Consider the following 13,962-nt stretch of genomic DNA (forward strand, 5'->3'; position numbering starts at 1 on the left):
GGTCTGGCTGGGATTATAGGCGACGCACATGATTCGAATCGATTTTTCCGGCGTTCCGACCGAGGGACTCTCCCAATCGAAGGAGATCGAGGCGGCCTTCGACGGGTTCACGCGCGAAGGCTATGTCATTCTCGACAACATCGTGCCGCAGGACACGGTTCGCGCGCTGCATGAGGAGTTCCTCGAACGCTACAAGGACCAGATCAGGGACAAGGAAACGGCCGATTCGCTGGAGGTCGGCGCCCGGCGCTTCATGATACCACTGCAATTCTCGGGAGGCCTCGGCGCGGCGCAGGTCTTCGCCAATCCCTATGTGATCGCGCTCGTCCGCATGATCCTCGACGACGAGGCGATCATCGAAGCCTTCGGCGCGATCCTCTCGCTGAGCGGCGCCGAAAAGCAGCACATCCACCATGACGGTCCGATCCTGTTCAATTCCGAGATTTCACGTCTGCTGCCGGCCTACGCCATGACCTTCGCCCTTCCCCTGATCGAGATGAACGAGACAACGGGCACCACGGCGCTATGGCCCGGCAGCCATCGGCGGGGCGGTCACGAAGGCGCCGAGCCGGAGCAGCCGACGATCCCGCCCGGTTCCGGCGTGATGTGGGATTTCCGTACATACCATAGCGGGATGGCCAACCGGTCCGATCAGGTCCGGCCGATGGTCTACGCGACCTATGCGCGCCGCTGGTATCAGGATCCGGTCAATTTCCGGAAGGAGACGCTGCAGCGCCTGGTCTTCGAGCCGGGCTTCCTCGGCGGCATGCCGGAGGACCTCCGCAAGCTGTTCGCCCACGTGCGCTCAGCCGCCTGATGCGCGCTTCTCCGGAGCAGCTCGCGTCGGCTTTCCAGACTCTGCTGAAGCAGTCCGAACTGCCGCCTGAGGTCACGGACAAACGGATCAAGCAAGCCTTCGACATCGAGCGCTGGCGCAGGCTCGCGCCCTTCGCCTCCATCGGAGCGGATGGCGGCGGCGATGAAGGCCTGGCGCGGATTTCCGATGTGGATGCCGCACGCGAGAAGCACCGCCTCGACAGCGAGGGCTACTTCCGGTTGCCGCAGGTATTCGACCGCGCTCACATTGCCAGGATGCGGCGCACCGTCGAGGCGGTTCGGGCCGATGGCTGGCCGGTCGCCTTCGCCTTCGTCTTCGACGAGTTCTGGCGCATCGCGCGATCGCCACAAGTCGCCTCGTTCCTCGAGTCCGCGCTTGGCGAGGGCTATCTGCAGAATACGGTCGTCTGGGCGCATTGGGTCTCGGGCGAAAGGGGCGTCGCCGGTTGGAGCCCACACGACGACTACCGCGACGGTGGAGAGGCGTTCCTCTCGGCCTGGATTCCCCTGTCCGATGCCACGGTCGAGAACGGCTGCATGTTCCTGCTGCCGGCCGGCGTCTCGCGCGAGATTTCCAACGCCAATGATACCGATACGCCCCTGTCGCCACGTGTCGTTCGTGCAGCGCTGCAGGACGTGATTGCCCTGCCGGCCGCCGCAGGCGCGATGATCGGCTGGCGCGGCGACATCCTCCATTGGGGCGGCGCCAATGCCGGCAGCGCCGAGCCCCGCCTCAGCCTGGCGATCGAGTTCCGGTCGCGGGGCGCCAGGGCGTCGACGTTCGAGAGTCCGCTGATCGACCCGCGTGCGCCGCTACCGCCTTTCCGGCTGCGGCTGTTCGCGATCACGAAGGCGCTACGCGAATACACCAAGTTCGAGCCGCTGCTGCTGCGTTACCTCCCGCTGGCCGAGCGCATCTTCGCTGAGACTTCGGACACCAGTGCCGGCGTGTCGAACCCTCCGCCGGCATCGTAGGTCAGCCAGCCCCGTTGCGTCGGCAACAGGCCATCGGCCAGGACGATCCCATCGCACAGCAGGCCAGTGACATGGCCGAACGTGCCCCGCGTCGTGACCAGAAGATCGGCTTCGATCATCTCGCGCATGCTCCAGAACGGATCGGCGTCGAGGAACAGTTGGCTCTCGGGAATGCCGAGCGCGGAGAAATCGGCGGGATCGCCCTGGGAAAAGACGCGCAGCGTGTGATCGACGCCAAGCGTGCTGAGGATCGTGCGGACCTGTGCGACGACCCGCACCAAGCAGGCCATGTCGGTCGCATGCTGTGAATGGGCGTCATGCCGGTTGCGGCGCCGGACGTGGATGCAGATGCTGGGAGGCGTGTCCGCGCGCGGCGTCTTGTTCAGATAGTACTTTCGCCTGAAATCTCGGACGAGCGCCTCGTCGAAGGGAAGATCTTCGTCCTCCACCCCGAACAGCGCGCGCAACATGGGGAAGGTGAAGGCGAAATTGACGGCATCGTGCGCGTCCGTGTCGCGAACGGTGGCTTCGTCCGCACCGAGATTGAAATGCGTCTCCCAGGCCGCCGCCCATTCGTGCATCGGGCGATCGGCGTGGTGGATCTCGGTGAACGGCGTGTGGACGTAGGTCAGGCCGTGGGCGCGCGCGAATTCGATCGCCCTCATCGTCATCAGCGACTGGGAACCGGCGCCCTCGTGCGTCGAGGCAATGCAGGTGATCCTGTCTATCCTGCCGCGCCCGATGAGCTGCCGCACATAGTGCCGGAACAGGATGTCGTCGGCGGTGAAGTGCGACGGCCGTCCGAGCGCTCCTTTCATGGCATTCTTGGCGAGGCTGCTTGCGTAGCCGAGCGAGCCGAACGCCAGCAGGCGCAGCGCGGCCCCGTTCACACCAGCCTGCCTTCGACCAGCACGACGTGACGGTCGGCCGCCGCGATGACGGCGGGACGATGGGTGACGAGCAGGATCGTCGCCCGCCCCTTCAAGCCGGCGATGGTCTCCAGGATGCGCTCCTCGTTGGCGGCATCGAGCGCGCTGGCCGGTTCGTCGAGCAGGATCAGTCGGGGTGCGCGCAGCAGCAGGCGGGCGAGGGCCAGTCTCTGACGCTCACCGCCCGACAGGCTGGCGCCGCGATCGCCGACCACCGTCGCGAGACCTTGCGGCAGCATGGCGACGAAATCGCCGAGGCCGGCCAGCCGCAGTGCCTCCTGCATCGCCTCGTCCGGGGCGTCGGGCCGCGCCCAGGCGAGATTGGCGCGGATCGAGGCGTGGAAGAGGAAGGCCTCCTGCGCCATCGTGCCGACCGAGCGCCGCCACGCCGGTGCGAGCGTCGGCGTGAGCTCGCGCCCGTCGATCAGGATGCGGCCCGATTGCGGCGTGAGCAGGCCGCCCAGCAAGTCGAGGATCGTGCTCTTGCCGGCACCCGACACGCCCGACATTACCGTGAGAGAGCCGGCCGGCAGCGACAGGTCGACGCCGCGCAGGATCTCCGGCTGATTGTCGTAGCCGAAGCGTACATCCTGCAGCCGGATCTCACGCTCGAAGGCCACGGGCTCCGGCAGGCCTGTCTCCGGCACATCGGCCGCCGCCTCGCAATCCTCGATCGCGTCGGCGACCAGTCTGTAGGCAGGCGACGCATGGACGAATTGCTGGCCGAGTTCCTGCACGCCTTGCAGCATCGGCAGCAGGCGCTGAAAGACCAGGATCAGCACCAGCAGGTCGGCCAGCGGCAAGGCAGCCCAGCTTGCCGCCATCCACAGGAAGCCCGCCAGCGCGACGGCGACGAGGCAGTCGAGCAGGAAGCTTGTGTCGGCCTGCAGGCGATTGGCCGCGAGATCGGCACCCTCGGCGCTACGGGCGGCGTCGGCGAAGGCATGCACATGCCGAGCCTCTGCGCCATAGGCCTTGGTGAGCTTCAGGGCCTGGAGGAATTCGGTGATCTCGCGGCTGACGCGTATGTTGGCCTCCGAGGCGGCCTCGCCGAGCCGACGGCTTTCGGTCAGCCTGCGCCGCATCAGCCAGACCAGGGCCGCGCCGAAGGCGAGGGCGAGCGCGCTGAAGCCTGGCGCGATGGCGAAGGCGACCACGAAATGCGCCGCCAGGATGGACAGGCGTGCCGGCACTTCGAGGAGCAGATGGGTCGCGTGCTCGACCCTCTCGATCTCGGTCGAGAAGAGCGCGTGGAAGTCGGCGGCCCGCCGGCGCTGCAGGTACGGCCACGAGGCGTGGGCGATGGCGGCATAGGCCCTGACCCGCAGCGCCACGGCGAAGTCGAAGGCGAGGCGGGCGGTCGCCAGCTGTCGCGTGCGCGAGACCAGCGCACGAACCAGCACGATGCCCAGGAAGACCAGCAGAAGGCCGGTGAGAGTCCGGGGCAGGAAAGCAAACAAACCCTTCTGCCAACCGGCATCGGTGGCGCCGAGCGAATTCAGCAGTGGCACGAGCAGGGCGAGGCCCAGCCCGTCGCTGGCCCCCGCGAGCACGATCAGGAAGCTGAGGAAGGCCAGCCGTCCCGGTCCGGCCTGTCCGCTGCGCAGGCGCCAGGCCGCCCTCAGATCAGCCAGCATTTCGGTCAGCCAGCATGGGCTGCGATCACATCCATGCCGCAGCGTATCAGGAGGATCGAGGCCGCGCCTTCTACTCCGCAGCGGCGGCGAAGCGCAGGTCGGGCAGGGGCCGCGAGCGGTCGACGGGTGCGCCGGCGTCGAATTTCTTCAGTTCGGGCATCACGGTGTCGGCGAACATCCGCATGTTCCGCGCCGCCTCTTCATGGGGCATGCCGGCATAGGAGAAGACGCCGACATAGCCGCAGTTGTTTGTTTGCCTGTGGATCGCCATGATCTTTTCATGGACCTGCTCGGGCGTGCCGTAGACTTGCAGGTCGGCGAAGAACTCGATCGCCTTCCGGTCGCCGTAGATCGCGAGCTTCTCGTTCATCTTGGCGTAGTACTCGTAGCCGCGCTGGTTCTTCATGTGCGCGCCGGCGAACTGATAGTGGTCGAGCACCGTGCGGTAATAGCCGCCTATGTATTTCACCGCCATCTCGCGGGCCCGCTCGGCGCTCTCGTCGACGAAGGTCCAGCCGGCCGAAATCGGCTGCGGCGCGTCGCTGCCATTGATCTCGCGATACAGCGCGTTGTACTCGGCCAGTTCCTTCTCGACCTCCCGCCACGGCTTCTGCGGGATGATCAGCAGGCCGACGCCCAGCCGCGCCATGATGCGCGCGCTCTCCGGCGAGACCGCCGCGGCATAGGTGCGGCCGCGGAAGCTCTTGAACGGGGCGGGCCGGATCTCGACCGGCGGCTGCCTGTAGTGCTTGCCCTGGTGTTCCATCACGCCCGTCTCGAGGCCCTTCAGCAATGCCTCGCCGTACTCGACGAACAGCTCGCGGCTGTCGCCCATGTCGAGGCGGAAGCCGTCGAACTCGACCTTCCCGGCGCCGCGGCCGAGTCCCAGGATCATGCGCCCGCCAGAGAGATGATCGAGCATGGAGATCTGCTCTGCGACCCGCACCGGGTCGTGCCACGGCAGCACCACGACCATCGATCCCAACCGCACGTGCTTCGTCCGGCCCGCCATATAGGACAGGAACTGAACCACGTCGGGGCACATCGTGTAGTCGGTGAAATGGTGCTCGACCGACCAGATCGAGTCGAAGCCCAGCGGTTCGGCCATGTCGGCCAGCGCCAGCTCGTTCAGGTAGATTTGGCGGTCGCTGAGTGCACGGCCGGTGTTCTGGAAGACTGCAGCCATTCCGACATGCATGGCGTTACCTCCTGCTGGTTGCCGCATGGTAAACACCCGTTCACGTGATTGGGAAGTACCCGCCGATGCTTGATTCCGCCGTATTCGACCGTCATATCCGCGCCATGCGCACCTTCCTCGCCGCCTTTCTTTCCGTCGCTCTTTTGGCCTTCGGAACAGCCCAAGCCCAGGCGCCGGCCTCCAATCCGCAGGTTGCCGAGGTGGAACGCTACTTCAACAGCATCCGCACCATGCAGGCTCGCTTCGTCCAGTCCAACCCGGGCGGCACGGTGGTGCAGGGCACGCTCTCGGTCAGCCGGCCCGGCCGCATGCGCTTCGAATACGACCCGCCCTCGCAGCTCAAGATCGTGGCCGACGGCAGCCAGGTGACGATGTGGGACATCGCCAACCGCGATTTCGGCCAGTGGCCGATCGGCTGGACCGCCGCTTCCTTCCTGGTGCGCGAGCCGATGGTGCTGCAGGGCGGCGATCTCACGGTCGAGAAGATCGAGCGTACCGATGGCATGCTGCAGCTCACCATGAGCCAGACCAAGAAGCCGAACGAGGGCAAGGTCATCGTTCGCCTGGGCGAGAACCCGATGGTCCTGCGGGGGTGGAGCATCATCGACAATCGCGGCCAGCGGGTCGACGTTTCGCTGAACGGTCTCCAGACCGGTCTGCCGCTCGCCGCAAGTCTCTTCAAGTTCGACGGTCCGGACGCCGGCGCTATTCGGCGCGGCGGCAATCCCAACTGAGTCTATAATCCCGCCGAAACCGGTGCGGGGATTTGAAGACGTGAGTGGACTGACCGTGAGGGCCTCGACGGAGGCCGACGTGGCGCGTTGCGCGGAAATCTACGGACATCATGTGCTGCACGGGACGGCCTCCTTCGAGGTCGATCCGCCGGACGTCGCCGAGATGGCGAAGCGCCGCGCCGCGGTGCTCGAACTAGGGTTGCCCTACCTGGTGGCCGAAAAAGAGGGCCGCATTCTGGGCTATGCGTATGCCGGCCTCTACCGGACCCGACCCGCCTACCGATTTACGGTCGAGAACTCGATCTACATCGACAAGGATGCCGTTGGACAGGGCGTCGGCAAGGCGCTGCTCCTGCCCCTGATCGACCTGTGCGCCCGCGACGGGCGTCGCCAGATGATCGCGGTCATCGGCGACTCCGCCCATGTGGCGTCGATCAACCTCCATGCCTCCTGTGGCTTCGCGATGGTCGGCACCTTGAAGAGCGTCGGCTTCAAGTTCGGCCGCTGGCTCGACAGCGTCCTCATGGAACGGCCGCTCGGACCGGGGGATACGACGCTGCCTGGAGCGGCAGAATAACAACGAAGGGGTGAGGGACGCCATGAGACTGATCGACTATTTCGACCGCGGCGCCGATCTCTATCCGGAGCGGCATTGCCTGCATGATGGCACTCAGGGCTGGACCTACCGCGAGGTGCGGGGGCAGACGCATCGCGTCGCCAACGGGCTGCTGACCATGGGGCTGGGGCGCGGCTCGAAGGCAGCCGTCTACAGTCCCAACCATGCGGCGGCCTATGCCTGCCTTCTGGGCATCGTGCGCGCCGGGGTCACCTGGGCGCCCGTCAATGCGCGCAATGCGCTGGAGGAGAATCTGTACATCCTGAATAACACCGACGTGGAGGTGCTGTTCTATCATTCGAGCTTCGAGACCTATCTCGCGCGCATCCGCGAGGCCTGCCCGCGCATCACCGGCTTCGTCTGCATCGACACGCCGTCCTTCCCCGAGTGGCTGGCAGCGCAGGAAGAGGAGGCGCCGGACCTGCCCGACGCACCCGACGACGTGGCCTTCCTGGCCAGTTCGGGTGGCACCACCGGGCGGCCCAAGGGCGTGCAGATCACCAACCGCAACATCGAGGCGATGAACTCGATCTTCTGGGCCTGCATGCCGGTGAAGTCGCCGCCGGTCCACCTGATGGTGGCGCCGATGACGCATGCGGCCGGGGTCTGCTCGTTTCCATTGCTGCCGTTCGGCGGCACCAACATCTTCATGGGCACGGCCGATCCCGGCGGCATTCTGGCCGCAATCGAGAAGCACAAGGTGACGCATGTCTACATGCCGCCAACCCTGATCTACATGCTCCTCGCGCATCCCGACGTGGGCAAATACGACTACAGTTCGCTGCAGCACCTCGTCTATGCCTCGGCGCCGATGTCGGTCGACAAGCTGGTCGAGGCCGTGAAGGTGTTCGGTCCCGTGCTGACCCAGACCTACGGGCAGGCCGAGGCCTGCATGATCTGCACCTTCTTCTCGCCGGAAGACCACGTGGCGGCTCTGGAGAGCAACAATCGCCATCGGCTCGCGAGCTGCGGCAAGGTCTCGCCGTTGGTGCGGCTCGAGGTGATGGACGATCACGGCAAGCTTCTGCCGCGCGGGCAGCGCGGCGAGATCGTCGTGCGCGGCAATCTCGTGATGAAGGGTTACTACAACAACGTCGAGGCGACGGCCGAAGCCTCGACCTTCGGCTGGCACCATACCGGCGACATCGGCGTGATCGACGAGGACGGCTTCGTCTATATCGTCGATCGCAAGAAGGACATGATCATCTCCGGCGGCTTCAACGTCTTCCCCGGCGAGGTCGAGCAGGTCCTGTGGAGCCATCCCGCCGTGCAGGATTGCGCGGTGATCGGCATTCCCGACGAGAAGTGGGGCGAGGCGGTGAAGGCCGTCGTCGAGCTGAAGCCCGGCATGACGGTGAAGGCCGACGAGCTGATCCAGCTCGCCAAGGAGAGACTGGGCGGCGTCAAGGCGCCGAAGTCGGTCGACTTCGTCGACGCGCTGCCGCGCAGTCCCGTCGGCAAGGTGCTGAAGAAGACCCTGCGCGAGCCGTACTGGGCCGGGCACGAGCGGAAGATCTGATGCGCGACTGGCTGCGGCGTCTCCCGCCCAACGTGCAGGGGGCGCTGTGGCTCGTGAGCGGCGGGTTCATCTTCACATCGACCGGCGTGATGATCCGCCTGCTCTCCGAGCAGATCGAGAGCGTCCAGACCGCGTTCTTCCGCGCCGTCCTCTCGGTGATCATGCTGCTGCCACTGATGATGACCGGAAAGGTGAAGCCCTGGCTCAGCCAGCGCATCAAGGGTCACTTCTGGCGCACCTTCATGGGCACCACGTCGATGGTGCTGGGCTTCTATGCCATCTCGATGCTGCCGCTGGCCGACGCGACGGCCATCGCCTTCTCGCAGCCGCTCTTCTCCGTCGTCGTGGCGGCCGTCATCGCCAAAGAAAAGGTCCGCTGGCGGCGCTGGACCGCGACGGTCGTGGGCTTCGTCGGCGTGCTGGTCATGGTCCGGCCGGGCGAGGGTAGCCTGCAGCTCGGCGCGCTGGTGGCGCTGGCCAATGCCGCCTGCGTCGCCATCTCGATCCTGCTGGTGAAGCGCCTCTCGGATTCCGAATCGCCGCTGATGATCCTGACGCAGTTCGCGATCTTCTCGACCCTGTTTCTTGCGCCGCCGGCGATCTGGGTGTGGCGCTGGCCTGACCTGTTCGGATGGGTGCTGGCGGTGGGCATCGCCTCCAGCGCCACGATCGGCCAGTATTTCTGGGTGCAGGCCTTCAAGGCCGGCGAGATGTCGGCGATCGCGCCGTTTGAATACATGCGCTTGCCCTTTGCGGTCTTCATGGGCTGGCTGATGTGGAACGAGATGCCGGTCGTCTGGACCTATGTCGGCGCCGCCATCGTCATCGCCTCGGCGCTCTACATCGCCCATCGCGAGCATGTGGTAGCGCGCGAGCGGCGGCGTGCCGCCGCGGTCAGCCCGCCGGAGAAGCCTCCGGGCGAACCTGGTTCCGGGCCTGCTCCTTGAGCAGCCAGGCCCGCGCCCGGGCGCGGTGTTCTTCGGTAATGTGCATGCGGGCGGCGGTGAAGGCCGCCACCATGATGGCAGCGTCGTCTGTGAAGCCGAGACCCAGCAGCAGGTCGGGAATGGCGTCGAACGGCAGCACGAAATAGGCGAGCGCCCCGAACAGGGTCGCGCGGATCGGCAGCGGCGTGGCGCTGTCGCTGGCACAGTAGAAGGCGGCGACGGCGTCCTCGGTGAAGGGCACGCGGCCCAGGGTGCGGCGGGCCTTCTGCCAGAAGTTCCGGCGGACGGTCGCTTCGTTCCGGGCCGGGTCGGATTCGTCGCTCATGCCGGGAAAGGTTGGGACGACGCGCCCGCTTGGCAAGGGGGATGGAAATGCTAAAAGCGCCCAACCACGGAGGACACGGATGAACGTCAAGGGTCAGGCCGCCATCGTCACGGGCGGCGCGTCGGGATTGGGTGGCGCCACGGCGTCGGCCCTGGCGGCCGCGGGCGCCAAGGTCGCTATCTTCGACCTGCAGGACGAGTTGGGCGAGCAGAAGGCGAAGGAAATCGGCGGTCTCTTCGTCAAGACCAACGTCGGCGACGCCGCCAGCGTCGAGGCCTCCGTAAAGACCGTCGTCGAGAAGCTGGGCACGCCGCGCGTCGTCGTGAACTGCGCCGGCATCGGCCGATCGGGGCGCACCATCTCCAAGTCCGGCCCGCACGATCTGGCCATGTTCAGCCAGGTCATCCAGGTCAACCTGATCGGCACCTTCAACGTGATCCGCGTCGCGGCCTACGCCATGAGCCAGTCCGAGCCGCTGGACGGCGGCGAGCGCGGCGTCATCGTCAACACCGCGTCGGTCGCGGCCTTCGACGGCCAGATCGGCCAGGCGGCCTATTCGGCGTCGAAGGGCGGCGTCGTCGGCATGACCCTGCCGATCGCGCGCGACCTCTCGAGCCTCGGTATCCGCGTCTGCACCATCGCGCCGGGCCTGTTCCTCACGCCGATGATGATGAGCCTGCCGGCCGAGGCGCAGAAGAGCCTGGGCGCGCAGGTCCCGTTCCCCTCGCGCCTCGGCGACCCGAAGGAATATGCCCAGCTCGCCATGAGCATCGTCGAGAATCCCATGCTGAATGGCGAGACGATCCGCCTCGACGGCGCAATCCGCATGGCGCCGAAGTAGGCGGCCCGGGGAAGGCGCTCCGATGCGGTTCGCGACACTATTGATGGCGGCCGTCGGTCTGGCTGCCGCCGCGGGACCGGCAAGGGCCGAGCCGCGCTGGCTCGCCTGCAAGGTCACGGATCAGGGCGGCCAGGTGCGCAATTTCAGCGTCGTGTTCGACGACCGGCGCAATACGGTCGGCGTCTGGGACGGCACCTCGATGGCCGAGGGCACGAGCGTTGTCATCACGTTCCAGGCGCTGCGAGCGACCTTTCCCAATTTCTCGATGACATACAACCGCAACGACGGCGCCTACTCGATGACGCCGCTCGGGGCCAACTATGGCGGCCTGCTGCATGGCGAATGCCGCCGCAGTCCGCCGCCGCCCGGCGTACCCGCCGAGCGGCGCTAGCGACATTCGTCAGTAGCCGAGATCGGCCGGCTGCTCGCAGCGCAGGTCGGCGACGCTGTTCTCCGTGGCCTGCCGGCCCGGTGTCGTCTGGCCGTTGCAGGTGTAGCGGATGCGCAGCGTCTTGGTGAGGCGATCGGGCATGCCGAAGATATAGGCCATCGCCGGCACCTGGCAGCGGGTCGAGCCGTCGCCGCAGATGTCGCGGACCTGCTGGGTGACGTCGATCGTCGACGACGGACCGCCCCACGAGGCTTCGAGGATGTCGATGCGCCGCGGCACGATGGGCGCCTGGCCGATGCAGGCCATGCGGACCTTGAAGGTCGGCGGAGCGACCTCGGCCAGCACGAAGTTCTGGGGCTGGCAGGTCCAGATCACGGTGAGCTTCTTGGCCAGGTCCATGCGGTTGTCGTTGAAGGCAGGTCCATTGGCGAACACGTCACAGGGATAACCCCCCGGGCAAGTGACCATGCTGGTCACGTCAGCCCCGGGGCCCGCCTGTGGCAGGCCCCAGTAGGCGCGCTTGATCTGCGCCGTCGATTGCACGACCCGCGATCCCTGGCTGCACGCCACGGCCGTACCTACGACGGCCATTGCCAGAAGAATTAGACGACCCCAAGCCATGAAACCCCCGGTCTATAACTGCACTGCCAGTCCCAATTCCCGCCGGGAAACTAACGTCCGGCCGCGGTCGCGGCAATCGGCCAAGCTTGACACTAATTGCACTGCGCTTAAAAGTTATTGCGATGGGGATCGCGATCTCCCCACGAGGCGACAGCCGAAGCATCGCGTCCTGCCCTGTTTCACAAAGGACGCTGCCATGCCTTCGCCAAACACGATCCCTGCCGACAAGCTTGCCCGCCTTCTCGGACGTCCTGATTCACCTGCACTGATAGATGTCCGGACCGAAGAGGATTTCGTCGCCGACCCGCGGCTCGTCCCGGGTGCGGTTCGCCGTCCCTGGGAGGAGGTTCCCGCCTGGGGCGCGGCCTTTGCCGGCACCGGCCGGTCCGCCATAGTGATCTGCAAGAAGGGCCTGAAACTCAGCCAGGGAGCCGCTGCCTGGCTTCGGCACCAGGGCGTGCCGACCGATGTGCTCGAAGGCGGCATGGTGGCATGGCAGGCCGCGAAGCTGCCGACCGTGCCGGTCGAACGCCTGCCGCCGCGCGATGCGCAGGGGCGCACGGTCTGGGTCACCCGCAGCCGGCCCAAGATCGATCGCATCGCCTGCCCGTGGCTGATCCGGCGCTTCGTCGATCCGCATGCGGTGTTTCTCTACGTCGCGCCCTCGGAGGTGCTCGATGTCGCCGACCGGTTTGGCGCGACACCGTTCGACGTCGACCATGAGGACGTGCATTGGAGCCATCGTGGCGAGCGCTGCACGTTCGATCTCATGATCGAGGAATTCGGCCTGGAGACCCAGCCCCTGAAGCGCCTGGCCACGATCGTGCGCGGCGCCGATACCGGCCGGCCAGAACTTGCGCCCGAATCGGCGGGCCTGCTGGCTGCCTCGCTCGGCCTGTCGCGCATGTATGCCGACGATCTCGCGCAACTCGAGGCGGGGCTCGCCCTTTACGACGCCTTCTATCGTTGGTGCCGCGACGCCGTCGACGAGGGTCATGACTGGCCGCCGACGGCGAGGAAGTCATGAGCGAGCCGAAAGTGCACGGCGTTCCGTTTGTTGAGGCGATGAAGGTCTGGGCCCGGGTTGCGGCCCTTTCCTTTGGCGGCCCCGCCGGCCAGATCGCGGTGATGCATCGCATCATCGTCGAAGAGAAAAAGTGGATCGGCGAGCATCGGTTCCTCCAGGCACTGAACTACTGCACCCTGCTGCCCGGTCCGGAGGCGCAGCAGCTCGCGACCTATATCGGCTGGCTGATGCATCGCACGGCGGGCGGCCTGCTGGCCGGCACGCTGTTCGTGCTGCCGGGCCTTGTGGCCATCATGGTGCTGTCGTGGGTCTACGTCCTGCTGGGCAAGGTCACCCTGGTCCAGGGCCTGTTCTTCGGCCTGAAAGCCGCCGTGCTGGTCATCGTGATCGAGGCCGTGCTGCGCGTGGGACGACGCGCACTGCGCAACGGCGCGATGCGACTGCTGGCGGTGGCCGCCTTCGTCGCGATCTTCTTCTACGGCGTGCCGTTTCCGCTGATCGTCGTCGCGGCGGGGCTGATCGGCTTCACCGCGACGAAGCTCGGCCGGCCGGAATTCCAGGCTGGCGGCCACGGCGCGGGCGGACATGCCGGACTGGGAGATGCGCAATCGTTGCTGGGCGAGGCGACCCCCGAACATGCCAGGCCCAACCTCGCCTGGACACTGTCGATCGGCGCCATCTTCCTCACCCTGTGGCTGGCGCCGGTCGGCCTGTTGTGGCTCCTGCGCGGACCCGACGATGTCTTCACGCAGATCGCGGTGTTCTTCAGCAAGATGGCGGTGGTGACGTTCGGCGGCGCCTACGCCGTGCTGGCCTATGTCGCGCAACAGGCGGTCGACCAGTATGGCTGGGTCACCGCGGGCGAGATGCTGGACGGGCTCGGGCTGGCCGAGTCGACGCCCGGGCCGCTGATCATGGTGACGCAGTTCGTCGGCTTTCTCGGCGCCTGGCGCGACTCCGGAGGATTGCCCCCGCTGCTCGCCGGGACCCTGGGCGGGCTGCTCACCACCTGGGTCACGTTCGTGCCCTGCTTCCTCTGGATCTTCGTCGGCGCCCCATATGTGGAGGCGCTGCGGTCCAACAAGGCATTGTCGGGCGCTCTGGCGGCCATCACCGCGGCGATCGTGGGCGTCATTCTGAACCTCGCCGTCTGGTTCGGGCTGCAGGTCCTGTTTGGCGAGCTGCGCCCGGTCGGCCTGTTCGGCGCCACCGTCGACGTGCCGGTTCCAGGGTCGGCGAATGTCGCGGCTATTGCGCTGGCGGCGGCCTGTGCCGTTGCTGTATTCCGCTTCCGCTTCGGGATGATCCCGGTCCTGCTGGCCAGTTCGATGGCCGGCATCGTCTACGCATTGATGTTATAGGAAA

The 13,962-nt window shown here is 66.5% G+C and carries 15 protein-coding genes; 10 read left to right on the forward strand and 5 right to left on the reverse strand.

Annotation, left to right across the window (positions count from 1 at the left end):
- Positions 1-28 precede the first annotated feature (28 nt).
- Entirely contained in the window at positions 29-817 is a 789-nt protein-coding gene (locus EPO41_RS20270; protein WP_296328838.1) for a phytanoyl-CoA dioxygenase family protein, read from the forward strand.
- Positions 817-1,812 carry a phytanoyl-CoA dioxygenase family protein gene (locus EPO41_RS20275; RefSeq protein ID WP_296328839.1) on the forward strand — a complete coding sequence of 332 codons (996 nt, stop codon included), beginning with the start codon at positions 817-819 and terminating at the stop codon, positions 1,810-1,812. The genes EPO41_RS20270 and EPO41_RS20275 overlap by 1 nt, the downstream gene beginning before the upstream one ends.
- Here EPO41_RS20275 and EPO41_RS20280 read toward each other — a convergent pair.
- The 3 genes from EPO41_RS20280 to EPO41_RS20290 all read right to left on the reverse strand — a co-directional run bounded on the left by EPO41_RS20280 (position 1,731) and on the right by EPO41_RS20290 (position 5,564).
- Positions 1,731-2,702, reverse strand: a complete 972-nt coding sequence (locus tag EPO41_RS20280) for a hypothetical protein (RefSeq protein ID WP_296328843.1) — start codon at positions 2,700-2,702, stop codon at positions 1,731-1,733. The genes EPO41_RS20275 and EPO41_RS20280 overlap by 82 nt on opposite strands.
- Positions 2,699-4,378 (reverse strand): ABC transporter ATP-binding protein, encoded by a 1,680-nt coding sequence (locus EPO41_RS20285; protein WP_296328845.1) that lies wholly within the window; start codon positions 4,376-4,378, stop codon positions 2,699-2,701. The genes EPO41_RS20280 and EPO41_RS20285 overlap by 4 nt, the downstream gene beginning before the upstream one ends.
- Before the next feature lie 70 nt (positions 4,379-4,448).
- Positions 4,449-5,564 (reverse strand): LLM class flavin-dependent oxidoreductase, encoded by a 1,116-nt coding sequence (locus tag EPO41_RS20290; protein WP_296328848.1) that lies wholly within the window; start codon positions 5,562-5,564, stop codon positions 4,449-4,451.
- A gap of 77 nt (positions 5,565-5,641) precedes the next feature.
- Here EPO41_RS20290 and EPO41_RS20295 point away from each other — a divergent pair, with 77 nt between their 5' ends.
- Genes EPO41_RS20295 through EPO41_RS20310 form a run of 4 tightly spaced genes read left to right on the forward strand, consistent with a single transcriptional unit; the run spans position 5,642 to position 9,392 of the window.
- Positions 5,642-6,310 carry an outer membrane lipoprotein carrier protein LolA gene (locus EPO41_RS20295; protein ID WP_296328851.1) on the forward strand — a complete coding sequence of 223 codons (669 nt, stop codon included), beginning with the start codon at positions 5,642-5,644 and terminating at the stop codon, positions 6,308-6,310.
- Positions 6,311-6,350: 40 nt separating this feature from the next.
- Positions 6,351-6,887, forward strand: coding sequence for a GNAT family N-acetyltransferase (locus EPO41_RS20300; RefSeq protein ID WP_296328852.1), 537 nt, complete (start codon positions 6,351-6,353; stop codon positions 6,885-6,887).
- 22 nt (positions 6,888-6,909) lie between these two features.
- The gene (locus EPO41_RS20305) at positions 6,910-8,445 is read left to right on the forward strand and encodes an AMP-binding protein (protein ID WP_296328856.1); all 1,536 of its coding nucleotides are present in this window, start codon (positions 6,910-6,912) and stop codon (positions 8,443-8,445) included.
- A complete protein-coding gene (locus EPO41_RS20310) occupies positions 8,445-9,392 on the forward strand; it encodes a DMT family transporter (protein WP_296328858.1) in 948 nt (315 codons plus the stop codon). The genes EPO41_RS20305 and EPO41_RS20310 overlap by 1 nt, the downstream gene beginning before the upstream one ends.
- On the opposite strand, the gene EPO41_RS20315 is transcribed toward EPO41_RS20310, so the two are convergent.
- Positions 9,340-9,717: a YkvA family protein gene (locus EPO41_RS20315; RefSeq protein WP_296328861.1), complete on the reverse strand. Its 378-nt coding sequence runs from the start codon at positions 9,715-9,717 to the stop codon at positions 9,340-9,342. The genes EPO41_RS20310 and EPO41_RS20315 overlap by 53 nt on opposite strands.
- A 79-nt stretch (positions 9,718-9,796) precedes the next feature.
- On the opposite strand from EPO41_RS20315, the gene EPO41_RS20320 reads away from it, so the two are divergent.
- Complete coding sequence (locus EPO41_RS20320; protein ID WP_296328864.1) at positions 9,797-10,558, forward strand: SDR family NAD(P)-dependent oxidoreductase; 762 nt, start codon at positions 9,797-9,799, stop codon at positions 10,556-10,558.
- A 22-nt stretch (positions 10,559-10,580) separates the two neighbouring features.
- A complete protein-coding gene (locus EPO41_RS20325; RefSeq protein ID WP_296328867.1) occupies positions 10,581-10,949 on the forward strand; it encodes a hypothetical protein in 369 nt (122 codons plus the stop codon).
- A 9-nt stretch (positions 10,950-10,958) separates the two neighbouring features.
- On the opposite strand, the gene EPO41_RS20330 is transcribed toward EPO41_RS20325, so the two are convergent.
- A complete protein-coding gene (locus tag EPO41_RS20330; protein WP_296328868.1) occupies positions 10,959-11,540 on the reverse strand; it encodes a hypothetical protein in 582 nt (193 codons plus the stop codon).
- A gap of 226 nt (positions 11,541-11,766) precedes the next feature.
- Here EPO41_RS20330 and EPO41_RS20335 point away from each other — a divergent pair, with 226 nt between their 5' ends.
- On the forward strand, positions 11,767-12,597 hold the full coding sequence (locus EPO41_RS20335; protein WP_296328869.1) for a sulfurtransferase/chromate resistance protein: 831 nt from the start codon (positions 11,767-11,769) through the stop codon (positions 12,595-12,597).
- Positions 12,594-13,958 carry a chromate efflux transporter gene (gene chrA / locus EPO41_RS20340; protein ID WP_296328872.1) on the forward strand — a complete coding sequence of 455 codons (1,365 nt, stop codon included), beginning with the start codon at positions 12,594-12,596 and terminating at the stop codon, positions 13,956-13,958. The genes EPO41_RS20335 and chrA overlap by 4 nt, the downstream gene beginning before the upstream one ends.
- Positions 13,959-13,962: the final 4 nt, after the last annotated feature.

The sequence above is a fragment of the Reyranella sp. genome (genome assembly GCF_004297265.1).
In the GTDB taxonomy this organism is placed as follows: domain Bacteria; phylum Pseudomonadota; class Alphaproteobacteria; order Reyranellales; family Reyranellaceae; genus Reyranella.